Annotated in this window: 15 protein-coding genes; 11 read left to right on the forward strand and 4 right to left on the reverse strand. The window is 68.5% G+C overall.

What is annotated here, in order from left to right; translation table 11 throughout:
• Nucleotides 1-31: 31 nt before the first annotated feature.
• Complete coding sequence (locus tag ACFUN8_RS29220; protein ID WP_383643882.1) at nt 32-3,874, reverse strand: GH92 family glycosyl hydrolase; 3,843 nt, start codon at nt 3,872-3,874, stop codon at nt 32-34.
• A gap of 687 nt (nt 3,875-4,561) precedes the next feature.
• Here ACFUN8_RS29220 and ngcE point away from each other — a divergent pair.
• From ngcE to ACFUN8_RS29270, 10 genes are all read left to right on the forward strand, one after another.
• Complete coding sequence (ngcE, locus tag ACFUN8_RS29225) at nt 4,562-6,010, forward strand: N-acetylglucosamine/diacetylchitobiose ABC transporter substrate-binding protein (protein WP_382570693.1); 1,449 nt, start codon at nt 4,562-4,564, stop codon at nt 6,008-6,010.
• Nucleotides 6,011-6,058: 48 nt separating this feature from the next.
• On the forward strand, nt 6,059-6,988 hold the full coding sequence (locus tag ACFUN8_RS29230; protein ID WP_382570690.1) for a carbohydrate ABC transporter permease: 930 nt from the start codon (nt 6,059-6,061) through the stop codon (nt 6,986-6,988).
• A complete protein-coding gene (locus tag ACFUN8_RS29235; RefSeq protein ID WP_383643887.1) occupies nt 6,988-7,911 on the forward strand; it encodes a carbohydrate ABC transporter permease in 924 nt (307 codons plus the stop codon). The genes ACFUN8_RS29230 and ACFUN8_RS29235 overlap by 1 nt, the downstream gene beginning before the upstream one ends.
• Nucleotides 7,912-8,267: 356 nt before the next feature.
• Nucleotides 8,268-9,467, forward strand: a complete 1,200-nt coding sequence (locus ACFUN8_RS29240) for an ROK family protein (RefSeq protein ID WP_383643890.1) — start codon at nt 8,268-8,270, stop codon at nt 9,465-9,467.
• A 121-nt stretch (nt 9,468-9,588) separates the two neighbouring features.
• The gene (locus tag ACFUN8_RS29245; protein ID WP_383643893.1) at nt 9,589-10,701 is read left to right on the forward strand and encodes a substrate-binding domain-containing protein; all 1,113 of its coding nucleotides are present in this window, start codon (nt 9,589-9,591) and stop codon (nt 10,699-10,701) included.
• A 193-nt stretch (nt 10,702-10,894) separates the two neighbouring features.
• Nucleotides 10,895-11,683 (forward strand): ATP-binding cassette domain-containing protein, encoded by a 789-nt coding sequence (locus ACFUN8_RS29250; protein WP_382570725.1) that lies wholly within the window; start codon nt 10,895-10,897, stop codon nt 11,681-11,683.
• Nucleotides 11,680-12,972 carry a sugar ABC transporter permease gene (locus ACFUN8_RS29255; RefSeq protein WP_383643896.1) on the forward strand — a complete coding sequence of 431 codons (1,293 nt, stop codon included), beginning with the start codon at nt 11,680-11,682 and terminating at the stop codon, nt 12,970-12,972. The genes ACFUN8_RS29250 and ACFUN8_RS29255 overlap by 4 nt, the downstream gene beginning before the upstream one ends.
• Before the next feature lie 253 nt (nt 12,973-13,225).
• Nucleotides 13,226-15,157 (forward strand): 1-deoxy-D-xylulose-5-phosphate synthase, encoded by a 1,932-nt coding sequence (gene dxs, locus ACFUN8_RS29260; RefSeq protein WP_383643915.1) that lies wholly within the window; start codon nt 13,226-13,228, stop codon nt 15,155-15,157.
• Nucleotides 15,158-15,339: 182 nt separating this feature from the next.
• Complete coding sequence (locus tag ACFUN8_RS29265; protein ID WP_383643899.1) at nt 15,340-16,842, forward strand: amino acid permease; 1,503 nt, start codon at nt 15,340-15,342, stop codon at nt 16,840-16,842.
• A gap of 37 nt (nt 16,843-16,879) precedes the next feature.
• Nucleotides 16,880-18,400 carry a glycosyltransferase family 39 protein gene (locus ACFUN8_RS29270; protein ID WP_383643901.1) on the forward strand — a complete coding sequence of 507 codons (1,521 nt, stop codon included), beginning with the start codon at nt 16,880-16,882 and terminating at the stop codon, nt 18,398-18,400.
• On the opposite strand, the gene ACFUN8_RS29275 is transcribed toward ACFUN8_RS29270, so the two are convergent.
• Nucleotides 18,376-18,768 carry an NTP pyrophosphohydrolase gene (locus ACFUN8_RS29275; protein ID WP_383643904.1) on the reverse strand — a complete coding sequence of 131 codons (393 nt, stop codon included), beginning with the start codon at nt 18,766-18,768 and terminating at the stop codon, nt 18,376-18,378. The two genes, ACFUN8_RS29270 and ACFUN8_RS29275, sit on opposite strands and share 25 nt — an antisense overlap.
• A 101-nt stretch (nt 18,769-18,869) precedes the next feature.
• Between ACFUN8_RS29275 and ACFUN8_RS29280 the strand changes: the two genes are divergently transcribed.
• Nucleotides 18,870-20,027: a hypothetical protein gene (locus ACFUN8_RS29280; protein ID WP_383643907.1), complete on the forward strand. Its 1,158-nt coding sequence runs from the start codon at nt 18,870-18,872 to the stop codon at nt 20,025-20,027.
• A 723-nt stretch (nt 20,028-20,750) separates the two neighbouring features.
• Here ACFUN8_RS29280 and ACFUN8_RS29285 read toward each other — a convergent pair.
• Together ACFUN8_RS29285 and ACFUN8_RS29290 are read right to left on the reverse strand one after the other, a co-directional pair.
• A complete protein-coding gene (locus tag ACFUN8_RS29285; RefSeq protein WP_383643910.1) occupies nt 20,751-22,877 on the reverse strand; it encodes a 3-hydroxyacyl-CoA dehydrogenase NAD-binding domain-containing protein in 2,127 nt (708 codons plus the stop codon).
• On the reverse strand, nt 22,874-24,094 hold the full coding sequence (locus ACFUN8_RS29290; RefSeq protein ID WP_383643912.1) for a thiolase family protein: 1,221 nt from the start codon (nt 24,092-24,094) through the stop codon (nt 22,874-22,876). Before ACFUN8_RS29290 ends, ACFUN8_RS29285 begins: the two co-directional genes overlap by 4 nt.
• Between the last annotated feature and the right edge of the window lie 339 nt (nt 24,095-24,433).

Below are 24,433 nucleotides of genomic sequence, written 5' to 3' on the forward strand. Positions count from 1 at the left end.
GGCCGGGGCCCGTCCGTGTGAGACGAGGCCGCTACCGCAGCAACTCCACCTCCGCCAGCTGCGCCTGACCCTTCGTCACCAGCCGGTACTTCGCGTACGACCCCGGCGTCGCCACCGTGAACGCCCGCGTCTGCCGGTCCCATGCGAAGGACTGCCCCGACCGCTTGTCGAGCGTCTTCCAGGTCGTGCCGTCCGCCGAGCCCTGGAGCTCCCACGCGGCCGGCGACGTCTCCGCCTCGGCGGACGTCAGCGTGTACTGGACCGCCTTCGTCGCCGACGACACCGGCAGCTCGACCGAACCGCCCGCCGCGCCCACCGTCTTCGACGAGTTGTCGAAGAGCGCGCCCGCGCCGGTCACCGCGTCACTCCGCGGCGACGGCACCTTGTCGTCCTTCGCGATCGACACCGGCGCCGCGTCCTCGCCCGAGCCCCACGCCGACGGCTGCGCGCCCATGTCGAACTCCAGCGTGCCGCCCTCGGCGAGCAGGTCGTGCGGCAGCGCCGTGGAGTTCCACGTCTTGCCGTTGACCTTCAGGCCCTGCACGTAGATGTTCTTGTCGCTGTTCTTCGGCGCCGAGACGACGAGCTTCTTCCCGTTCTCCAGGTGCACCGTCGTCTTCGTGAAGAGCGGCGAGCCCACCGCGTACTCCCCGCTGCCCATCACCAGCGGGTAGAAGCCCATCGCGGAGAAGAGGTACCAGGCCGACTGCTCGCCGTTGTCCTCGTCGCCGTGGTAGCCCTGCCCGATCTCGCTGCCGGTGTAGAGGCGGCCCAGCACCTCGCGGACCTTCTCCTGCGTCTTCCAGGGCTGGGAGGCCGCGTTGTACATGTACGTGGCGTGGTGCGCGACCTGGTTCGAGTGGCCGTACATGCCCATCCGGACGTCCCGCGCCTCCGTCATCTCGTGGATGACGCCGCCGTACGACCCCACGAACTCGGGCGCCGCGGTCTCCGGCGTCGCGAAGTACTCGTCCAGCTGCTTGCCGAGACCCGCGCGCCCGCCGTACAGATTGGCGAGGCCGCGTGAGTCCTGCGCCGCGGTGAAGGAGTAGCCCCACGCGTTCGTCTCGGTGTAGTCGTAACCCCACACCCGCGGGTCGAACTTGTCGCTCGGGACCCGCCAGTCGCCCTTCAGGTTCCGGCCCTGGAAGAAGCCGGCCTCGGAGTCGAAGAGGGACACATAGCTCTGGGCGCGGTTGAGGAAGTACTCGGACTCCTCCTTGTACCGCTTCTTGCCCGTCTCCTGGTAGAGCTTCTCGCCCATCTTCGCGATGCCGTAGTCGTTGAGGTAGCCCTCCAGCGACCAGGAGAGGCCCTCATGGGTCTCCGTGGAGGCGTAGCCGAGGAACGGCGACGTCTCCATCCCCTTGCGGCCCACGCCCGCGCTGGGCGGCACCACGGTCGCGTTCTTCAGCGCCGCCTCGTACGCCGCCTTCGCGTCGAAGTCGACACCCTTCACATACGCGTCCGCGAAGGCCACGTCCGAACTGGTGCCGGTCATCAGGTCGGCGTAGCCGGGGGAGGACCAGCGGGAGATCCAGCCGCCGTCCTTGTACTGCTGGACGAAGCCGTCCACCATCTCCCCGGCCTTCTTCGGCGTCAGGAAGGAGTACGCGGGCCAGGTCGTCCGGTAGGTGTCCCAGAAGCCGTTGTTGACGTACACCTCGCCCGTGACGATCTTCGCGCCCGTGTGCGTGGGGGAGTCCGTGCCCATCTTCGGTACGAAGGGGCTCGCGTACTGCTGCCTCGGCTTCTTCTTCGTACCCGTGTTCTCGAAGCCCGAGTTGGGATACAGGTAGAGCCGGTAGAGGCTGGAGTAGAGCGTCGTGAGCTGGTCCTTGTTGGCGCCCTCGACCTCCACCTTCCCCAGGATGCCGTCCCAGGCGCGCTGCGCGTCCTTCTTGACCCGGTCGAAGCCGAGGTCGGCCGGCAGCTCGTCCGCCAGGTTCTTCTTCGCCTGGTCGACGCTGATCAGCGAGGTCGCGATCCGCAGGTTGACGGTACGGTCCTGGCCGGCGTCGAGGCGTACGAAGCCGGTGACGTCCTTGCCGCCACCGCCCGGCAGCTTGCCGCTGTCCTTGACCGCCGCGTCGAAGACGCCGTACACGAACAGCCGCGTGGCGCCCGCCGATCCGCCGCTGCGCACGTCGGAGTAGCCGGTGAAGGACCGGTTCGCCGCGTCGATGGTCAGACCGCCGTCGTTGTTGATGTTGTCGAGAACGACGCTCGCGTCGTCACCGGGATACGTGAACCGCATCGCCGCCGCGTGGTCCGTGGGCGTGATCTCCGCCTTGAGGCCGTTCTCGAACGTCACGCCGTAGTAGTGCGGCCTGGCGATCTCGTTCTCGTGGCGGTACGGCAGCGCGCGCGCCGAGCGCGACGCGTCCGGCGTGCCGGTGGCCGTCGACGGCATGAGCTGGAAGGTCTGCCGGTCGCCCATCCAGGGGCTCGGCTCGTGGCTCGCGGACAGCGCCTCCAGTGCGGGGAGGTTGTCGTCGTTGTTGCCGCGGGAGTACTCGTACAGCCAGCTCGTGGATCCGGCGTCGGTCACCGGCGTCCAGAAGTTGAAGCCGTGCGGCACGGCCGTGGCCGGGAAGGTGTTGCCGCGCGAGAAGGAACCGCTGGAGTTGGTGCCGCGCGTGGTGGACGCGTAGTCCGAGAGGTGCGCGAGACGCTTCTCGGGCGCCTTCACCGCCAGCGTGATGTCGTCCACCCAGCCCTGGAACTTCGCCGGGCCCTTGGCGGAGTCGTACGCCACGAGTATCCGGTCCACCGTCTTGCCGGCGGCGACCGAGCCGATCCGGGAGGCGACGGCGTTCCACTGGTTGACGTACAACCGCTTGGCCTCGCCCTGGCCCTGAGGGGTCATCAGGCCGCCGTGCGAGTCGAGGGCCTTCAGATCGCTCAGGTGGGTGCCGTCGGTGAAGGCGAGGTCCACCGAGACGTTCGTGGCCGGGTAGTTGAGATCCGTCTCCGTCATGGCGGGATAGATCTTGTACGACAGCTCCGTGTTCGCGCGCACGGCCGTGTTGACGTCGAAGACCTTGTTGTACGAGTAGGCCCGGCCGTCCGGCTTGTGCGCACCGGCGTACTCCAGCGCGCGCGTGCCCGTGAAGCCGGCGTTGGACTTGGCCGTGGGCGAGCCGCCGGGGCCGCCGTCGATCTGGCTGCGCATGTCGGCGGGCGGCGGCGTCGTGGTGTCACCGTCGGAGAACTGGACATCGGCGAGCTGGGTGGCGTCGCCGGCCCCGTTGTTCTTGGTGATGTCCAGCCGATAGTGCGCGTACGCGGTCGAATTGTCGAAGTCGTACGACTTTGTCTGGAATGGACCGCCGAAGGTCTGGTCCACTTGGGTGTCGAGCGTTTTCCAGTCCTTGCCGTCCGTCGATCCCTTGAGCGTCCAGTCCTTCGGGTCGCGCTCGGAGTGGTCGTTGGCCGAGGTCAGCGCATAGGTCACGACCTTGACGGAGGTGTCCAGGTCGAACTCGATCCAGGCGGTCGGCTCGAAGGCCAGCCACTTGGTGCTGGACTGGATGTCGACCAGGTTCTCCTTGCCCTCGCCACCGTTCGTGTTCTCGTCGCTGGCGCGCAGCTCCACGACCCGGTCGGTGACATTGCCGGGGATGCCGGCGTTGAACTCGCCGCTCACGCCCGAGGATCGCTTCTCTCCGTCGGGTCCGGTATCGACGGTATTGCGCCAGTCCGGCTGGGTGTCACCCTCTTCGAAAGAGGACGCGAACGAGTCCTTGGCGGCCGCGGCCTTGGCGGGCTGTGCCACGGCTGCCGAGTGTGCGGTCACGACGAGCAGCGAAGCGACAGCCACCAGGGCGGCGTTGCGGCACTGCGTGAGCCGGGGTCTTGGTGTGCGCTGCATCCCGAGTCTTCCTTCCGCGGAAGCATGATGGACAACGTTGTCAAAGGTCATGCGCCGGTTAAGTAGTGATGCAAGAGGCGCAAGGTGTCAAGGGTGTTGCCGGTGCCAGAAGACAGGAACCGGCCATTCTGTCGCAAGTGTTTCGTGGAATGTGCACACAAGTGCCCGCGACGAGAGCGCGCGAGTGGTCCGGATATCGCGCCGTGCGCGATCCGGAAAATGCGGCGAGATCCGTACGGATGCCGCGCGGGTCTTCTGAAACCCGCCCCAGGTCTCAACTAGGGAAAGACTCCCGCCCAAACCTGCTTTCGATCTTGCTCACTCGACCTGAAGTGGACTATACCTGTCGGCGTCCGCCTCGCCAGGTTTCGAACGGCGAAGGACCGGGAGACGGGGGACGGTTGGGTGCCGTGACGTCGCGACGCACCCCGCCGCCAACCATTCAGGCCGTCCCTGCTGTAATCACGCATCACACGTCATGCGTCACACGTGACGCATCACTACGACGCTCAACAAGAAGCACCGCGAGACGCACGGCGAGAAGCACCGCAAGACGCAGAGCAATCAGCACCACAATCCTGAACGACCAGCTTCATTTGACCGCGGTGGCGGGGCCCTTCTGCCTCAGGCGAGAAGGACGGGCGACCGGTACACCGCCTGAGTCCTGGAGAAGGCGAGGACTTGAGCATGGGATCCACCTCCGCTCACAGCAATGAGGGCCTTGGCCGTCGTGATCTGATCAAGCGTTCGGCAGCAATCGGCCTGATCACCGTCCCGACCATGAGCTTCCTGGCGTCCTGCGCGAGCAGCGACAGCGGTACCGAGGACAAGGTCGAGAAGGGCAAGACCTCGGCGAAGAACCCCCTCGGAGCGAACGAGACGGCGCAGCTCGATGTCGTCATCTTCAACGGCGGTTTCGGTGAGCAGTACGCCATCGACGCGGAGAAGCGGTACAACACGGCTTTCCCGAAGGCCCCGAAGGTCAAGCACGCCGCGACCGAGAAGATCCAGTCCACGCTCCAGCCGAGGTTCAACGGCGGCACCCCGCCGGACCTGATCGACAACTCCGGCGCCGAGCAGATGGACATGGGCGTGCTGGTGGGCAAGAAGCAGCTCACCGACCTCACGGCGCTGATGGACGCCCCGTCGTACGACGACCCGGCGAAGAAGGTGCGCGACACCCTGCGCCCCGGCATCGTCGAGATGGGCCAGTTCGACGGCGACCCCGTCTGGATCATGTACTACGCCTACACGGTGTACGGCGTCTGGTACTCGCAGAAGGCGCTGGAGAACCTCGACGCGACGTACCCCGAGACGTGGGACGACATGCTGGCGCTCTGCGCCAAGGCGAAGAAGAAGGGCATCGCGGGCTGGACGTACGCGGGCAAGCACCCGTACTACATCCCGTTCTCGCTCTACCCGCTGATCGCCAAGATCGGTGGCGTCGAGGTCCTCGACAAGATCGACAACCTGGAGCCGAACGCCTGGAACGACCCGGCGGTCAAGACGGCCTTCGAGGCGTACTACGAGCTCTTCAAGAAGGGCTACATCCTCCAGGGCACCCCCGGTCTGGACCACATCCAGTCGCAGACCGCCTGGACGAAGGGCAAGGCGCTCTTCATCCCGAACGGTTCGTGGGTGGAGAACGAGGCGGCCAAGACGATGCCGGCCGACTTCAACCTCGCCGTCGGCGCGCCGTCCAGCATGGACGCCTCCGACAAGATGCCGTTCGGTACCCTCTGGGCGTCCGGCGGTGAGCCCTTCATCGTGCCGGGGAAGGCCAAGAACCCGCAGGGTGGCATGGAGTTGCTGCGCATCATGCTCAGCGAGGAGTCGTCGAAGAACTTCACCTCGCAGGTGAAGTCGCTGACCGCCCTCAACGGCGGCACGGACGGTGTCGAGCTGACCCCCGGCCTGAAGTCGGCCGTCGCGGCCCTGGACAAGGCGGGGACGAACGTCGTCAACCCGCGTCTCCAGGACTGGTACGTCAAGCTCCAGAAGGAGCAGATCGGTGTCGCCGGCCTCGGCGAGATGATGGCCGGGCGCGCCACCCCCGCCGAGACCATCAAGAAGATCCAGGGCTACGCGGATGCCGCCGCGAAGGACCAGTCCATCAAGCACTACAAGCACCAGTGAGCAGGCGTCACCAGCGGCGGCATCCGCACACAGATCGGGGTCGGATCCATGCAGCACGGTAAATACCGGTTCATCGTGGGGTTTTTGATCGCCCCCTTGGCGTTGTACGCGATCTTCGTCATATGGCCGTTCATCCAGTCCATCTACTACTCGTTCACGGACTGGACGGGGCTGAGTTCCGACTTCAAGATGGTGGGCTTCGACAACTACAAGAAGATGTTCGAGGACGACATCTTCTGGAAGTCCTTGCAGCACAGTCTGCTGTTCGTGCTGCTGCTGCCGCTGGTGACGCTCACCCTCGCGCTGTTCCTCGCCTTCATGATCAATGTCGGCGGGAAGCAGAAGAAAGGCGCCGCGATCAGAGGCGTACGCGGATCGGGTTTCTACAAGATCGCGTATTTCTTTCCGCAGGTGCTCTCCGTCGCGATCGTCGCGCTGCTTTTCCAGTTCGCCTACAACCCGGAGAGCGGCGCCATCAACGCGGCGCTCTCGGCGGTCGGTCTGGACAGCATCCAGCCGCTCTGGCTGGGTGACCCGGATCTCGCGCTCTGGTGCGTGATGGCGGTCCTGATCTGGAGCACGGTCGGTTTCTTCGTCGTCCTGTTCTCCGCCGGAATGGCCTCCATTCCGAAGGACTACTACGAGGCGGCGCTGCTGGACGGCGCGGACCGGTTCACGACCTTCTTCAAGATCACGCTGCCGCTGCTCTGGGACACCGTGCAGGCGGGCTGGATCTACATGGGCATCCTGGCGCTCGGCGCCGAGGCGTTCGCGGTGGTGCAGATCATGACCATCGGGCCGGGCGGTGGCGGTCCCGACTACTCCACCACGATCCTGCCGCTGTACGTCTACCAAACGGCCTTCAGAGATGCCCAGGCCGGTTATGCCACAACGATCGGTGTCGCTCTGCTCGTGGTGACGCTGTCCTTCGCGGCAGTCGTGACGAAGCTGGGCCGGCGCGAGCGGCTGGAGTTCTGATGAAGACCACTGACACGCCTCCGGCCGCGCTGCCCGAGGAACCGCAGGACCGGCGGCCGGTGACCAAGGTGAACCCCCCGCCGGTGAAGGAGAAGCGCGAGGGCACCGTCCTCAACGTCTTCTCGCACGGTGTGCTGGTCATCTGGGCGCTGCTGGTCGTCCTGCCGCTGCTGTGGGCGGTGATGTCCTCCTTCAAGGACGACAACTCCATCTTCAGCTCGCCCTGGTCGCTGCCGGACAAGCTCCACTTCGAGAACTGGTCGCGGGCCTGGACCCAGGCGCACATGAGCGACTACTTCTTCAACACCATTGTGGTGGTGGGTGGTTCGCTGATCGGCACCCTGGTGCTCGGCTCGATGGCCGCGTATGTGCTGGCGCGCTTCGATTTCCCCGGGAACCGCTTCATCTATTTCCTCTTCATCGGAGGAATGAGCTTCCCGATCATCCTGGCGCTGGTCCCGTTGTTCTTCGTCATGAACAACATGGGGCTGCTGAACACCACGCACGGTCTGATCCTGGTGTACATCGCCTACTCGCTGCCGTTCACGGTGTTCTTCCTGTCGTCCTTCTTCAGGACGCTGCCGAGTTCGGTGGCGGAGGCGGCGATCATCGACGGCGCCTCGCACACCAGGACCTTCTTCCAGATCATGCTGCCGATGGCCAAGCCGGGTCTGATCAGCGTGGGCATCTTCAACTTCCTCGGGCAGTGGAACCAGTACATGCTGCCGACGGTGCTCAACACCGACCCGGACAAGAAGGTGCTCTCGCAGGGTCTGGTGCAGCTGGCGGTCAGCCAGGGCTACAAGGGCGACTACTCCGGGCTCTTCGCCGGACTGGTGATGGCGATGCTGCCGGTGCTCGCCGCGTACATCATCTTCCAGCGCCAGGTCGTCGCGGGCCTGACGGCGGGAGCGCTCAAGTAGCGGAGCCCGCGCACGCCTTCACCGCTCCACCGAACCGCCCTCCGGCCGCCCGCCGGGGGGCGGTTCGCGGCGTTCGGGGCCCGCGCGAAGGGGGTTCGTTCGGTATCCAACCCGAGCCGAAGGGGTACTTTTCGCCACCGGCAGTGGCCTGAAATCGACAAAACGGCGATGTTCGCAGGTCGGATGCGTAAGTACGGTGCTCATCCGAGTCCGGCACTGCTCAAGGTCTTGACGGGAAGCGACCCGAAAGGCTGAGCTTAGAGTTCACAAGTTGGAGATACGTCGGGGTTTCACAGGCGCGACCCCGGCCGGGGGCGGTGGTCGTGCCGCCTGCCAAGGGCAGGAGTGGATCAGTTGTGGAGACTCCAGGGTCGCAGTCGTCTCTGCACCGGGCGAACCTAGAGCGGGTCGTCCGCGCGGTGCGCATGGCGGGCTCGCTCACCCAGGCGGAGATCGCCCGGAGCACAGGACTGTCGGCGGCCACGGTCTCCAACATTGTCCGCGAGCTCAGGGAGGGCGGCACCGTGGAGGTGACGCCCACCTCGGCGGGGGGCCGCAGGGCCCGCAGCGTCTCGCTCAGCGGCGACGCCGGCATCGTCATCGGCGTCGACTTCGGGCATACGCATCTGCGGGTGGCCGTCGGCAACCTGGCCCACCAGGTGCTCGCCGAGGAGTCCGAACCGCTCGACGTGGACGCCTCGTCGGCGCACGGCTTCGGCCGGGCCGAGGAGCTGGTGGAGAGGCTGATCGAGGCCACCGGGATCGGCCGCCAGAAGGTCATCGGCGTGGGTCTCGGGGTGCCGGGCCCGATCGACGTCGTCTCGGGCACGCTCGGCTCCACCTCGATCCTGCCGGGCTGGACGGGGATAAACCCCAGCGAGGAACTGGCGGGCCGGCTCGGCGTGCCGGTGTACGTGGACAACGACGCCAATCTGGGCGCCCTCGGCGAGCTGGTCTGGGGGAGCGGCCGAGGGGTGAAGGACCTCGCCTACATCAAGGTCGCCAGCGGTGTCGGCGCCGGTCTGGTCATAGACGGTCAGATCTACCGGGGACCGGGCGGTACGGCGGGTGAGATCGGGCACATCACGCTCGACGAGTCGGGCCCCGTCTGCCGCTGCGGCAACCGCGGCTGCATGGAGACCTTCACGGCGGCCCGCTACGTACTGCCGTTGCTCAGGTCCAGCCACGGCCGCGATCTGACCATGGAGCGGGTCGTGCAGCTGGCCAGGGAGGGCGACCCCGGCTGCCGCCGCGTGATCGCCGACGTCGGGCGCCACATCGGCAGCGGCGTCGCCAATCTCTGCAACCTGCTGAACCCCAGCCGGGTGGTGCTCGGCGGCGATTTGGCCGAGGCTGGGGAGCTGGTGCTGGCGCCGATACGCGAGTCGGTCTCGCGGTACGCGATCCCGAGTGCGGCCAGACAGCTCTCGGTGCTTCCGGGAGCCCTCGGCGGCCGGGCAGAGGTGCTCGGCGCACTCGCCCTCGTACTGAGCGAAATGGGCGATTCGACCCTTCTTGAGAGCACGCTGCCCGTCGGCACCGCTGTCTTCACTTAGATAACGAATGGCACCGTTGTCATCTCGTTAAGGATTTACTCCTTGACGCTGCGTCCGCAGCGGAGTTGACTTCCAGCCACCTCGGCCGCAACGTCGCGGCCTCGTCAGGGAGGTTTCTGAAGTGAACGCACATCTCCGACGTGCTGCCGTGGCCGCCGCTGCCACCGCGATGGCCGTCTCGCTTGCCGCCTGTGGAAGCGCCAAAGAGTCCGGAGACTCCGCCAAGGAGTCGAAGAAGGAGAAGGGCGACGCGCTGACCATCGGTCTGCTGCTGCCCGAGAACCAGACCGCCCGCTACGAGAAGTTCGACAAGCCGCTCATCGAGAAGCGGGTCAGCGAACTGACCGACGGCAAGGGCAAGATCGTCTACGCGAACGCCAAGCAGGACGCGTCGACCCAGAACCAGCAGGCCGACACGATGGTCACCAACAAGGTCGACGCGCTGATCGTGGACGCCGTCGACTCCAAGGCCATCACCAGCTCGATCACGAAGGCGAAGGAAGCCGGCATACCGGTGATCGCCTTCGACCGCCTCGCCGAGGGCGACATCGACGGCTACGTCTCCTTCGACAACGAAGAGGTCGGCCGCGTCCAGGGCCAGGCGCTCCTGGACGAGCTGGGCACCAAGGCGAAGGACGGTGACATCGTGATGATGAACGGTGCCATCACCGACCCGAACGCCGCCCTCTTCAAGAAGGGCGCCAAGTCCGTCCTCGACGGCAAGGTGACGATCGGCAAGTCGTACGACACCAAGGAGTGGAAGCCGGAGAACGCCAACGCCAACATGGAAGGCGCGATCTCGGCCCTGGGCAAGGACAAGGTCGTCGGCGTCTACTCCGCCAACGACGGCATGGCGGGCGGCATCATCGCCGCCCTCAAGAGCGCCGGCGTCAGCCCGCTCCCGCCGGTCACCGGCCAGGACGCCGAACTCGCCGGTGTCCAGCGCATCGTCGCCGGTGAGCAGTTCATGAGCGTCTACAAGCCGTACCCGACCGAGGCCGCCATCGCAGCCGAGATGGCCGTCGCGGTCGCCAAGGGCGACTCCCTGGACTCCATCGCCAAGACGAAGCTCGACAGTGCCACCACCAAGGGCATCCCGTCGGTCCTCGTCCCGGTCGTCTCGCTGACCAAGGACAACATCAACGACACGGTGATCAAGGACGGCATCTACACCGTCGACGAGATCTGCACCGCGAAGTTCAAGGCCAAGTGCGACACCCTCGGCGTCAAGTAGCCGACACGTCAGACCGCGGAAACCCGCCCTGAAGCCTGTCCGGCGCCCCGCCCTCAACTGTCCCGCTATCGGGCGGGGCGCCGGACGGACCACTTCACGGCTTTTCGTGTGTCCCCGTATTTCTCTCTTCTGCTCGACCCCCGCGCCCAACACCCCCGGGCGCGGTATCCCCGCCGGCCAGGCGGCGAAGGAGATGGTTCAAGTGACCGCTACGCCCGTGCTGGCGTTGCGAGGGGTCTCCAAGCGGTTCGGTGCCGTGCAGGCGCTCACCGACGTAGAGCTTGAGGTCCATGCCGGACAGGTCGTCGCCCTCGTGGGCGACAACGGTGCCGGCAAATCGACGCTCGTCAAGACGATCGCCGGAGTCCACCCCATCGATGACGGCGTCATCGAGTGGGAGGGCGGATCGGTCGCGATCAACAAACCGCACGACGCCCAGGCACTGGGTGTCGCGACGGTCTACCAGGACCTCGCGCTGTGCGACAACCTCGACGTCGTGGGCAATCTGTACCTCGGCCGGGAGCTCCGTTCCTGGGGCGTCCTCAACGAGGTCGAGATGGAGCGCCGCGCCCGCGAGCTGCTCAACACCCTGTCGATCCGTATCCCCAGCGTGCGCATCCCGATCGCCTCGCTCTCCGGCGGCCAGCGCCAGACCGTGGCCATCGCCCGGTCCATGCTCGGCGAGCCCAAGCTGGTGATCCTCGACGAGCCCACCGCGGCCCTCGGCGTCGAGCAGACCGCCCAGGTCCTCGACCTGGTCGAGCGGCTGCGTGAACGCGGTTACGCCGTGATCCTCGTCAGCCACAACATGGAGGACGTCCGCGCGGTCGCCGACAAGGTCGCCGTGCTCAGGCTGGGCCGTAACAACGGCTTCTTCGACGTCGCCACCACCTCGCAGGAAGACATCATCTCCGCGATCACCGGTGCCACGGACAACGCCGTGACCCGACGCGCGGCGCGCAACGTGGAGGTTAAGAAGTGAGCATCGACAAGACCTCCGCCCCCGTCGGCACCGCCGACGACGCGCCCGCCCCGGCGGCCGGCGCCAGCACGGTCGCGGTGGACCCCCGGCTCCTCGTCCGCGAACAGGGCTTCGCCGGCTATCTGTCGGAGTTCAAGCGCAAGATGCGCGGCGGTGACCTCGGCTCCATACCGGTCGTCATCGGCCTGATCATCATCTGGGCGATCTTCGCCAGCCTGAACTCGAACTTCCTGACGGCGGGCAACCTCTCCAACATCGCGGTCGCCATGGTCGGCACCGGCATGATCGCGGTCGGCATCGTCTTCGTCCTGCTGCTCGGTGAGATCGACCTGTCGGTCGGCTCGGTCAGCGGTGTGGCGGGTGCCGCCTTCGCGGTCCTCGCCGTCACCCACGGCATGGCGGAGTGGCTGGCGCTGATCATCGCCATCCTGACCGGCGCCGTCGCGGGCGCCATCCACGGCTTCTTCTTCGCCCGTGTGGGCGTGCCCGCGTTCGCCGTGACCCTGGCCGGTCTGCTGTTCTGGAACGGCTTCATGCTCCAGATCCTCGGCGACGACGGCACCATCAACCTCGACCCCGACGGCCTGGTCGCCAACCTGACCGGCTACTACTTCTCCGACGTCGCCGCCGCCTACGGCCTCGCGGTGATCGCGGTGGCCGGCTACTTCCTGTCGGCGTTTTTCGACAACCGCCGCCGGGCCGCCGCCGGAGTCCCGTCCCGCCCGCTGAGCGAGATCATCGTCCGTACGGCGCTGCTCGCCGTCCTGGCGTTCGCCGCGGCGATCATGTTCAACCAGAACAAGGGCCTGCCCCTGGCCGTCCTGATCTTCCTGATCGTCCTGGTGCTGACGGACTTCGTGCTCCGCCGCACCAGCTTCGGCCGCAAGATCTTCGCGCTCGGCGGCAGCGTCGAGGCGTCCCGCCGCGCCGGTATCAGCGTCATCGGCGTCCGGATCGCGGTCTTCTCCATCGCGGGCACCTTCGCCGCGATCGGCGGTCTCTTCATCGCCTCGAAGATCACCTCCGCCAACCAGGGCGCCGGCGCCGGTGAGCTGCTGATGAACGCCATCGCCGCGGCCGTCATCGGCGGCACCAGCCTCTTCGGCGGCCGGGGCCGCACCTGGAACGCGCTGCTCGGTGTGCTTGTCATCACGTCGATCCAGTACGGGCTCGCCCTCCAGGGCATCGCCTCGCCGATCCAGTACATGATCACCGGTGGAGTGCTTCTCGCCACGGTCGTCATCGACGCCGTCACCCGGAAGACCCAGAAGACCGCTGGTCGCGCCTGACAGCCGTCGCCGTACGGCGTGCCCGGCACCGGACCCCGGTGCCGGGCACGTTCGCGTTCGGGCGGCGCATGCCGGGGGCGTCCGGGGGGCGTACGTCTGACATACGCACAAATGATCGTACGGTGATTCACGCGCTGCCCGATGACGTCCGGCGCGACGGGAACATTAGACTCGGCGGACCGGATGCCAGATCAGTCAACGCCAAGGAGGCACGGTGACACAGCCGCGCGCAGCACGACCGCCCGAGGCGGCGGTGGGCGACGGATGGGACCTGCTGACCCGGATCAAGGGCCCGCGTGATCTGGACCGCCTCGGCCCCGAGCAGCTGGACCAGCTCGCCCGCGAGATCCGGTCGTTCCTCGTCGACGCCGTCTCCAAGACCGGCGGACACCTCGGTCCCAACCTCGGGGTCGTCGAGCTGACGATCGCCCTGCACCGGGTCTTCGACTCGCCCAGGGACAAGGTCCTCTTCGACACCGGCCACCAGTCCTACGTGCACAAGCTGCTCACGGGACGTCAGGACTTCACGAAGCTCAAGAGCAAGGGCGGCCTGTCCGGCTACCCGTCCAGGGCCGAGTCCGAGCACGACATCATCGAGAACTCGCACGCCTCGACGGTCCTCGGCTGGGCCGACGGCCTCGCCAAGGCCAATCAGGTCCTCGGCCGCGAGGACCACGTGGTCGCCGTCATCGGCGACGGCGCGCTCACCGGCGGCATGGCCTGGGAGGCGCTGAACAACATCGCCGCCGCCAAGGACCGCCCGCTCGTCATCGTCGTCAACGACAACGAGCGCTCCTACGCGCCCACCATCGGCGGCCTCGCGAACCATCTGGCGACCCTGCGCACCACCGACGGCTACGAGCGCTTCCTGGCCCGCGGCAAGGACATCCTGGAGCGCACCCCGGTCGTCGGCCGCCCGCTCTACGAGACGCTGCACGGCGCGAAGAAGGGCCTCAAGGACTTCATCGCCCCCCAGGGCATGTTCGAGGACCTCGGCCTGAAGTACGTCGGCCCGATCGACGGCCACGACCTGGAGGCGATGGAGTCGGCCCTCCAGCGCGCCAAGCGCTTCGGCGGCCCCGTCATCATCCACTGCCTCACCGAGAAGGGCCGCGGCTACCAGCCCGCGCTCCAGGACGAGGCCGACCGCTTCCACGCCGTCGGCAAGATCCACCCCGACACCGGCCTGCCGATCGCCAGCTCAGGCGTCGACTGGACCTCGGTGTTCGGCGAGGAGATGGTCAAGCTCGGCAACGAGCGCCCCGACATCGTCGCCATCACGGCCGCGATGCTCCAGCCGGTCGGCCTGGAGAAGTTCGCGAAGGCGTTCCCGGACCGGGTGTACGACGTGGGGATCGCCGAGCAGCACGGGGCGGTGTCGGCGGCCGGCCTGGCCACCGGGGGACTGCACCCCGTCTTCGCCGTCTACGCGACATTCCTCAACCGCGCCTTCGACCAGGTCCTGATGGACGTCGCCCTGCACAACTGCGGCGTCACGTTCGTACTCGACCGCGCCGGGATCACCGGCACCGACGGCGCCTCCCACAACGGTATGTGGGACATGTCGATCCTCCAGTGCGTGCCCAACCTGCGGATCGCCGCCCCGCGCGACGCCGACCAGGTGCGGGCGCAGCTCCGCGAGGCCGTCGACGTCGAGGACGCCCCGACCGTGGTGCGCTTCTCCAAGGGCGCCGTCGGCCCCGCCGTCGCCGCCGTGGCCAAGGTCGGCGGCATGGACGTGCTGCGCAGGCCCGCCGAGGGCACGGCGGACGTCCTGCTCGTCTCGGTCGGCGCGCTCGCCCCGATGTGCCTGGAGATCGCCGATCTCCTCGACAAGCAGGGCATCTCGACGACCGTGGTCGACCCGCGCTGGGTCAAGCCCGTCGACGAGGCGCTCGCGCCGCTCGCCGAGCAGCACCGCGTGGTCGTCACCGTCGAGGACAACAGCCGCGCGGGCGGCGTCGGTTCGGCCGTCGCCCAGTCCCTGCGGGACGCCGGTGTCGACACCCCCCTGCGGGACTTCGGCATCCCGGCCCGCTTCCTCGACCACGCGTCGCGCAAGGAGTTGCTGGCCGAGATCGGTCTGACGGCCCCCGACATCGCGCGCCAGGTCACCGGCCTCGTGTCGCGGATCGACGGCCGTATGGCCGGCGAGCCGTCGGCCGAGGAGGTCGCGCGCGACTGATACAGCCGCGACCGAACACGACGCGACCGCGAACACGGCCGCGCACATCGTCGGACGGGCCGGTCGGACTCCCTGTACGGGTGGTCCGACCGGCCCATCCGTGTGAAATAAACGCTTCCGGGCACCGGCGCCGCCGAGCACCTCTCGATCATGGCGGCAACCACGCACTCGGAGGTACGCCGGTGAGCACCCAGCACGACACGGAACCCAGCAGAAATTCGCTGTTCCGCACGAAAACCGTCGAACAGTCCATCCAGGACACCGAAGAGCCGGAGCACGCGCTCAAGAAGTCGCTCTCCGCGCTCGATCTGACGGTCTTCGGCGTCGGTGTCATCATCGGCACCGGCATCTTCGTCCTCACCGGCGCCGTCGCCAAGGACAACGCGGGCCCCGCCACCGCCCTCGCCTTCGTCGCCGCCGGCGTCGTCTGCGCCCTCGCGGCCGTCTGCTACGCGGAGTTCGCGTCGACCGTGCCGGTGGCCGGATCCGCGTACACCTTCAGCTACGCCTCACTCGGCGAACTGCCCGCCTGGATCATCGGCTGGGACCTGGTCCTCGAATTCGCCCTCGCCACCGCCGTGGTGGCCGTCGGCTGGTCCGGCTATGTGCAGTCGCTGCTCGACAACGCCGGCTGGCACATGCCCCACGGCCTCGCCGGCACCAACGAGGAAGAGGGCTTCGGCTTCAACCTGTTGGCCTTTCTCCTCGTCCTCCTGCTGACCGGGATCCTGGTCCTCGGAATGAAGCTCTCCGCCCGCGTCACCGCGGTCGTCGTGGCCATCAAGCTGGTGGTCGTCCTGATCGTCATCATCGCCGGCTCGTTCTTCATCGACTCCAAGAACTACTCGCCGTTCATCCCCAAGGCCCAGGCCCAGTCCTCGGGCACCAGCCTCGACTCGCCGCTCATCCAGATCATGTTCGGCTACACACCCACCAACTTCGGCGTCATGGGCATCTTCACCGCCGCCTCCGTCGTCTTCTTCGCGTTCATCGGCTTCGACATCGTCGCCACGGCCGCCGAGGAGACGAAGGTGCCGCAGCGCGACATGCCGCGCGGCATCCTCGGCTCACTGATCATCTGCACCGTGCTCTACGTCGCCGTGTCGATCGTCGTCACCGGCATGCAGAAATACACCCAACTGACCGTGGACGCACCGCTCGCCGACGCCTTCAAGGCCACCGGGCATCCGTTCTACTCGGGTGTCATCAGCTTCGGCGCCGCCGTCGGCCTCACCACCGTGTGCATGATCCTGCTCCTCGGCCAGACCCGGGTGTTCTTCGCGATGAGCCGTGACGGGCTGCTCCCGCGGATCTTCTCGCACGTCCACCCCAGATTCCGCACCCCGTACCGCTCGACGGTGCTGCTCGGTGTGATCATCGCGATCGTCGCGGGCTTCACCAGCATCGAGGAACTGGCCTCGCTGGTGAACATCGGCACGCTCTTCGCCTTCGTCGTCGTCGCGATCGGCGTGGTCATCCTGCGCCGTACGCGCCCCGATCTGCCGAGGTCCTTCCGCACCCCGCTGGTGCCGTGGCTGCCGGCCGCGTCCGTACTCGCCTCGCTGTGGCTGATGCTCAACCTGCCGGCCGAGACCTGGCTGCGTTTCGGCATCTGGATGGCCATCGGCGTGGTCGTCTACTTCGCCTACGGGCGGGGCAACAGCCGCCTGGGCAAGTCCGGCTGACGCCACCTCAGTCACCACCACCGCACGAAAGTCACGCATGTCCGTCGAGTCGCCGTCCACCGCACCACGCCTCGCACCCCCGAGGCCGCACCACCCTCGGCGGCAGCCGAGCCGTACGCCCCCGTACGGCTTCTGGCGAAGACTGCTGCCCGTCCTGGCCGCCGTCGCCCTCGCCATCAGGCTCCCGTCCTTCCTGCACCCCTTCTGGAGCCCCGACGAGGGCTATCTCGCCGTCCAGGCCCGCATACTGGCGAACGGCGGGGAGCTGTACGAGACCGTCGTCGACCGCAAGCCGCCCCTGCTGCCCTGGCTGTACGAGGCGGCGTACACGCTCCTCGGTGATGGATCCGTCCAGGCGATGAAACTCCTCGCGGTCGCCGCTCAGTTCGGCACGGCCGCCCTGCTCGCGGCGTTCGCCCGGCGCCGCTGGGGCGACCGGGCCGGCGCCACGGCCGGGGTGCTCTTCCTGCTGATCTCCGTCGGATTCATCCCGCAGGACACCCAGGCCCTCACCTTCGAGGTCGTCATACTGCCCTTCACGGCGGCGGCCGTCCTGTTCGCCGACCGGGGCCGCTGGGGCGCCGCCGGAGTCGCCGTCGCCGGGGCGTTCCTCACCAAGCAGACCGGCGGCGTGGTCCTCGTCCCGGTGCTGTGGCTGCTCTGGCGTACCTGCGGACCCGGCCCCGCCGTGCGGCCGGCGCTGCTCCGTACGGCGGCCGGCTTCGCCGTCCCGGTCGCCGCCGCCGCGCTCCTGACCGACCCGGCGGGTTTCCTCTTCTGGACGGTCACCGGATCGGGGACGTACGCCTTCTCCCTCACCGGCTCCGAACTCCACGTCCTGATCCGGGCGTTCGTGAACACCCTGATCCTCTGCCTCTGCTGCGTCGGCGTCGTCCCGCCGGTCACCAGAGCCCTGCGGACCACCCCCCGACCGGCCGGGACACCCCTCACCGACCTCTGGGTCTGGTTCGCCGCCTCCGCCGGAGCCGTCACCGTCGGATTCCACTTCTACGGCCACTACTTCCTGCAACTCCTGCCGCCCATCACCCTGTTGGCGACCGCCACCCTGCGGTCGCTGCGCCGGGAACGCCTCAGATCCGTCCTGTCCGTGCCGGCCTGGGTCTGCGCGCTCTTCGTGGTCTGGGCGGTCTTCGCCCCCCGCTCGGAACTCGTCCACGCCGAACGCGTCGCCACCGCCGTACGGGAACACAGCGCCCCGACCGACCGGGTCCTCGTGTGGGGCATGCACCCGCAGACGTACCGTCTCGCCGACCGCGCCCCCGCCAGCCGCTATCTGACCGCCGGGCTCCTCACCAACTTCAGCGGCGGCAGGGACGGCCCACAGGTCGGCGAGGCGTACGGAGTGCCGGGCGCCTGGCGGGTCTTCGCCGAGGAGATGCGGGCGCGACCACCCGCGCTGATCGTGGACGACTCACGCGGCAAGCCCTACGGCCCCGAACGGCTCCCGACACTGCGGCGGTTGCTGGCCGGTCAGTACGAGCCGCTTCCCGGCACCGTCGAGGGCACCGTCCTCTACGTACGCTCCTCCGGGAGCTGACGCACCGTCCGGGGTCCGACAGTTCGCGCCCCGTACGCCTCGACCCGGCGCCGCAGCTCCCGGTCGGCGGTGACGACGACACAGGGGCGCCCGTCCGCGCCCGCGGCCAGTTCCGCGATCAGGTCGTCACCGCTGCCGGGCGCCGACTCCACCCGTACACCCGGCACGGACTCCACGCCCCGTGCCTGGCCCTCCACGACCAGCACCAGCTCCAACGGCCCGGGAATCCCGGCGTCGGGCAGCCCGTCCCCGGCGAGCGGCACCAGGCGGTCCCGCAGCCGCTCGGCCGCCGCGCGCCGGTCGCGCCACCATCCGTCGGGTACCGAACCGACCACGTTCGCCCCGTCGACAATCAGTAGAATCCGCACTTCAGGAGCGTGCCACAACCGCCCGGGGCGGTACGGTTCCCGTTCGCCCGCGAATGCTATCGTCGGGGAAATTTCATGCGCTGGGAAGGTGGCAGTGGGTCATGGCACTGCGGTCCGCACGGACGTCGAAACGATCCGGTCGGGGCCCCGGCGAGGCCCCGGACATCGGCGGCCGGCCGGCTGAGTCCGTCCCCGTTCCCACGGCCGACGGCACACTGCCCGCGACCAGCCGCTGGCTGGTGCGCGGCAAGGACGGCAGGCTCACCGCGTACGCGCCCACCGAGGGCGGCGTGCTGCGGTGGACGGAGGACCGGCTCGGCGGGCCACGCTGGTCGGGCCCCGAACTCCTCCCGGCCCCGGGCCTGTTGCCGTACCTGTCCATCGCCAGCGGCGCCGAGGGCTACGTCCACCTGGTGGGCCTGCGCCGCAAACCGGCCGCCGAGGGGCAGATCCGGACGGACGTCATGTACGCCGTCCAGTTCCAGACCGGCCGCCCGCTGCGGGACTGGCAGCCGCTCAGCACGCCGTACCCGAAGGACCTCGCCAGAGGCGGCCTGCTCGGTCTGCCGGCGGCGGTGATCGACCCCAACGGCTCGCTGCACCTGTTCGCCCGCAACGCGGGCCGCGGCCTCTCGTCCCGGATCCAGAAACCCACCGGAGCGTGGGTCGGGTGGGCGGACCTCAAGGGCTCCCGGATGACGGGCGAGGCCGCGGCGGTCGTGGGCGAGGACGGTCTGATCGAGGTCCTGGCCCCGACCGACGACGCGGTGATGCGCTGGCGGCAGCCGAAGGTGGCGGTGAAGGCCGAGCGCGACCTGAAGAGCTTCGCGGCCCGCGTCGCCCCCGGCACCCTCGCCTCGGAACGCACCGGCGGCGACCGCCTCACCCACTACTGGCGCGACACCGACGACCGTACGGTGCACGCCTGGCGTCTCGAAACGGGCGAGACCGCCCCACTGGGCGGCCCGGGCACCGGCCCGATCGCCCTGCTCCGTACCCCCGTGGACGGCCACGACTGCACGATCCTGGCCCAACGCGGCCTCGACGGACGCCCCATGCTCGCCGCCTACCCGACGGAGGACGAGGCGGCGGGCGTCACCTGGACCCCGACCGGCGAACAGTGCGTGGGCGCGCCTGCGCTGGCGCTGGACGGGCGCGGCCGGGTGGTGATGGCGGCGATCGCCAAGGACGGCGGCCTGCGGGTGGCCCGTCAGAAGGCGGAGCCGGGGCTGGCGTTGGAGGCGTGGGCGCGGGTGTGAGGGGGCGGGGGTTCGTTGTGCCGGGTCCGTCCCTGCGGGCCGGTGGTCGGTTCGGTTCGTCCTCAAGCGCCGGACGGGCTGGGTGGGTTGCGGTGGTGGCCGGGTGCCGCTCCGGGGTCATGGCCGGACGGCGTGACTTACGCCGCGTGCAGGGTTCGTTGGACCCGGGGGAACCAGCATTTCCACGCGGCACAAGTCAGCCTGAGTGTCCGACCACGACCCCTGCGCGTCCCCCTTCCAACCCGCGGGCGGGAGTGGGGGTGGCTTGTACGGGTGTCGTGACGGCGTGAGGGGGGCGGGGTCGTAGGAGGGGTGTGTTCGGACACTCAGGCTGACTTGTGTCGCGTGGACAAGGAGGCCGCGTCGGGTCCAACGAGCGTTGCACGCGGCGTAAGTCACGCCGTCCGGACATACCCCTCCGGAGACCCCGCACCCCGACCACGACCGACCACCGCAACCCAGCAACGCGCAACCCGCCGGGACGGCAACCCGCACCCCGACCACGACCGACCACCGCAACCCAGCAACGCGCAACCCGCCGGGACGGCAACCCGCACCCCGCCCACGACCGACCACCGCAACCCAGCAACGCGCAACCCGCCGGGACGGCAACCCGCACCCCGCCCACGACCGACAACCGCAACCACCCAGCCCGTCCGGCGCCTGAGGACACAACCGACCACCGGGCGGAAGCTTCCCGCCCGGTGGCCCACCGCACACGCGTTACGCCGGCACGCTCGCCACACCCGTCTCCAGGAACTTCTTCCCGTTCACCCGCTCCGAGACGCCCTCCCGGTCCAGGTACGGCGTGATGCCGCCCAGGTGGAACGGCCAGCCCGCGCCCGTGATCAGGCAGAGGTCGATGTCCTGGGCCTCGGCGACGACGCCCTCGTCCAGCATCAGGCCGATCTCCTGCGCCACCGCGTCGAGCACGCGCGCCCGGGTCTGCTCCTCCGTCAGCACCGTGTCGCCCTGCTTGAGCAGCGCCACGACCTCCGGGTCCAGCTCGGGCTGACCGGAGTCGTACACGTAGAAGCCCCGCTTGCCCGCCTTGACGACCGCCGCCAGGTTCTGCGAGACCGTGAAGCGGTCCGGGAAGGACCGGTTGAGGGTCTCGGAGACATGCAGACCGATCGCGGGACCGACCAGCTCCAGCAGGACCAGCGGCGACATCGGCAGCCCCAGCGGCTCGACGGCCTTCTCGGCGACGGCGACCGGCGTGCCCTCGTCGATGACGTTCTGGATCTCGCCCATGAAGCGGGTGAGGATGCGGTTGACGACGAACGCTGGCGCGTCCTTCACCAGCACCGCGCTCTTCTTGAGCTTCTTCGCGACACCGAACGCCGTCGCGAGCGACGCGTCGTCCGTCCGCTCGCCGCGCACGATCTCCAGCAGCGGCAGGATCGCCACCGGGTTGAAGAAGTGGAAGCCGACGACCCGCTCCGGGTTCTTCAGCTTCGACGCCATCTCGGACACCGACAGCGACGAGGTGTTGGTGGCGAGGATCGCGTGCGCCGGGGCGACCGCCTCGACCTCCGCGAACACCTGCTGCTTGACGCCCATCTCCTCGAAGACGGCCTCGATGACGAAGTCGGCGTCGGCGAAACCGTCGGCCTTGTCCAGCACTCCGGTGACCAGGCCCTTGTAGCGGTTGGCCTTGTCCTGGTTGATCCGGCCCTTGCCGAGCAGTTTGTCGATCTCGGCGTGGACGTAGCCCACACCCTTGTCGATCCGCTCCTGGTCGATGTCCGTAAGAACCACCGGTACTTCGAGCCTGCGCAGGAACAGCAGCGCCAACTGCGAGGCCATCAGGCCGGCTCCGACGACGCCGACCTTGGTGACGGGACGCGCCAGCGCCTTGTCGGGCGCGCCCGCCGGGCGCTTGGCGCGCCGCTGCACGAGGTTGAACGCGTAGATCCCGGACCGCAGTTCACCGCCCATGATCAGGTCGGCGAGCGCGGTGTCCTCGGCGTCGTAACCCGCCTGCAGGTCACCGTCCTTGGCGGCGGCGATGATGTCCAGCGCGCGGTACGCGGCGGGGGCCGCGCCGTGCACCTTGGAGTCCGCGACGAACCTGCCGCGCGCGACGGCCTGGTCCCACGCGTCGCCCCGGTCGATCTCCGGACGCTCCACCTTCAGCTCGCCGCTCAGAACCGACGCGGTCCACAGCAGCGACTGCTCCAGGAAGTCCGCGCCCTCGAACAGCGCGTCGGCGATGCCCAGTTCATAGACCTGCGCGCCCTTGAGCTGCTTGTTCTGGTTCAGCGAGTTCTCGATGATCACCGTGACCGCGCGGTCGGCGCCGATCAGGTTCGGCAGCAGCGTGCAGCCGCCCCAGCCGGGGACGAGACCGAGGAAGACCTCGGGCAGCGAGAAGGCGGGCAGCGCGGCGGAGACGGTGCGGTACGAGCAGTGCAGCCCGATCTCGACGCCACCGCCCATCGCGGCGCCGTTGTAGTACGCGAACGTCGGTACGGCGATGCCCGCGAGCCGCTTGAAGACGTCGTGGCCGCCCTTGCCGATGGCCAGCGCGTCCTCGTGCCGCTTCAGCAGCTCGACGCCCTTGAGGTCGGCGCCGACGGCGAAGATGAACGGCTTGCCGGTGACACCGACACCGACGATCTTGCCCTCGGCGGCCTCCGCCTCGACCTGGTCGATCGCCGCGTCGACATGGGCCAGCGACTGCGGTCCGAACGTCGTCGGCTTGGTGTGGTCCAGGCCGTTGTCCAGCGTGATGAGCGCGAACATGCCCACGCCGCCGGGGAGTTCGAGGTGGCGTACGTGCGCCTGGGTGACGACCTCGCCCGGGAACAGCTCGGCCGCGCCCTTCAGGAGTTCAGCGGTGCTCACTTGTTTCCTCCGTCGAAGTGCGGGTTCTCCCAGACGACCGTCGCGCCCATGCCGAAGCCGACGCACATGGTGGTGATGCCGTAGCGGACCTGCGGCTGCTCCTCGAACTGCCGGGCCAGCTGCGTCATCAGCCGTACACCGGAGGACGCGAGCGGGTGGCCGTACGCGATGGCGCCGCCGTACTGGTTGACGCGCGGGTCGTCGTCGGCGATGCCGTAGTGGTCGAGGAAGGCCAACACCTGTACGGCGAAAGCCTCGTTGATCTCGAAGAGGCCGATGTCGTCGATCGCCAGACCGGCCTTGGCGAGGGCCTTCTCGGTCGCCGGGATCGGGCCGAAGCCCATGACCTCGGGCTCGACACCCACGTACGCGTAGCTCACGAGGCGCATCCTGACCGGCAGCCCGGCCTCACGCGCGAACTCCTCGGAGGCGATCAGCGAGGCCGTGGCACCGTCGTTCAGACCCGCCGCGTTGCCGGCCGTGACGCGGCCGTGCGGGCGGAAGGGGGTCTTGAGCCCGGCCAGGGACTCCAGCGTCGTCCCGGGGCGCATGGGCTCGTCCTCGGTGGCCAGGCCCCAGCCCGTCTCGCCGCCCTCGGGGCTGGTGCGGCGCACCGAGATCGGTACGAGGTCCTGCTGGATCTTGCCGTTCGCGTACGCCTTCGCGGCCTTCTCCTGCGAGCGCACGGCGTACTCGTCGGCGCGCTGCTTGGTGATGTGCGGGAAGCGGTCGTGCAGGTTCTCCGCGGTCATGCCCATGAAGAGGGCCGACTCGTCGACGAGCTTCTCCGAGACGAACCGCGGGTTCGGGTCGACGCCCTCGCCCATCGGGTGGCGGCCCATGTGCTCGACACCGCCGGCGACGACGATGTCGTACGCGCCGAAGGCGATGGAGCCGGCGGTGGTCGTCACGGCGGTCATCGCGCCGGCGCACATGCGGTCGATCGAGTAGCCGGGGACGGACTGCGGCAGCCCGGCGAGGATGCCGGCGGTACGGCCGATGGTCAGGCCCTGGTCACCGATCTGCGTGGTCGCGGCGATGGCGACCTCGTCGATCTTCGCGGGGTCGAGGTCCGGGTTGCGCCGCAGCAGCTCCCGGATGGCCTTGACGACGAGGTCGTCGGCCCGGGTCTCGTGGTAGATGCCCTTCGGGCCCGCCTTGCCGAACGGGGTGCGGACGCCGTCGACGAAGACGACATCCCTGACGGTACGAGGCACGATGGCTCTCCTCCAGGGTGCGGGGGCTCTGCGGGCACGCTTGCTTGGATCCTATGCTACTTGCGGGTAACAGGGATGCCCAGGGCGACGGGGTGTTCCCCGGGTCACGGTGGTCGGTCGTGGGCGGGGTGCGGGTTGCCGTCCCGGCGGGTTGCGCGTTGCTGGGTTGCGGTGGTCGGTCGTGGGCGGGGTGCGGGGTCTCCGGAGGGGTATGTCCGGACGGCGTGACTTACGCCGCGTGCAGCGCTCGTTGGACCCGATGAGACGTTCTTGTTCACGCGGCACAAGTCAGCCTGAGTGTCCGAACACACCCCTCCTGCGACCCCGCCCCCCTCTCAC

It is taken from the genome of Streptomyces sp. NPDC057307, assembly GCF_042667665.1.
Classification (GTDB): Bacteria; Actinomycetota; Actinomycetes; order Streptomycetales; family Streptomycetaceae; genus Streptomyces.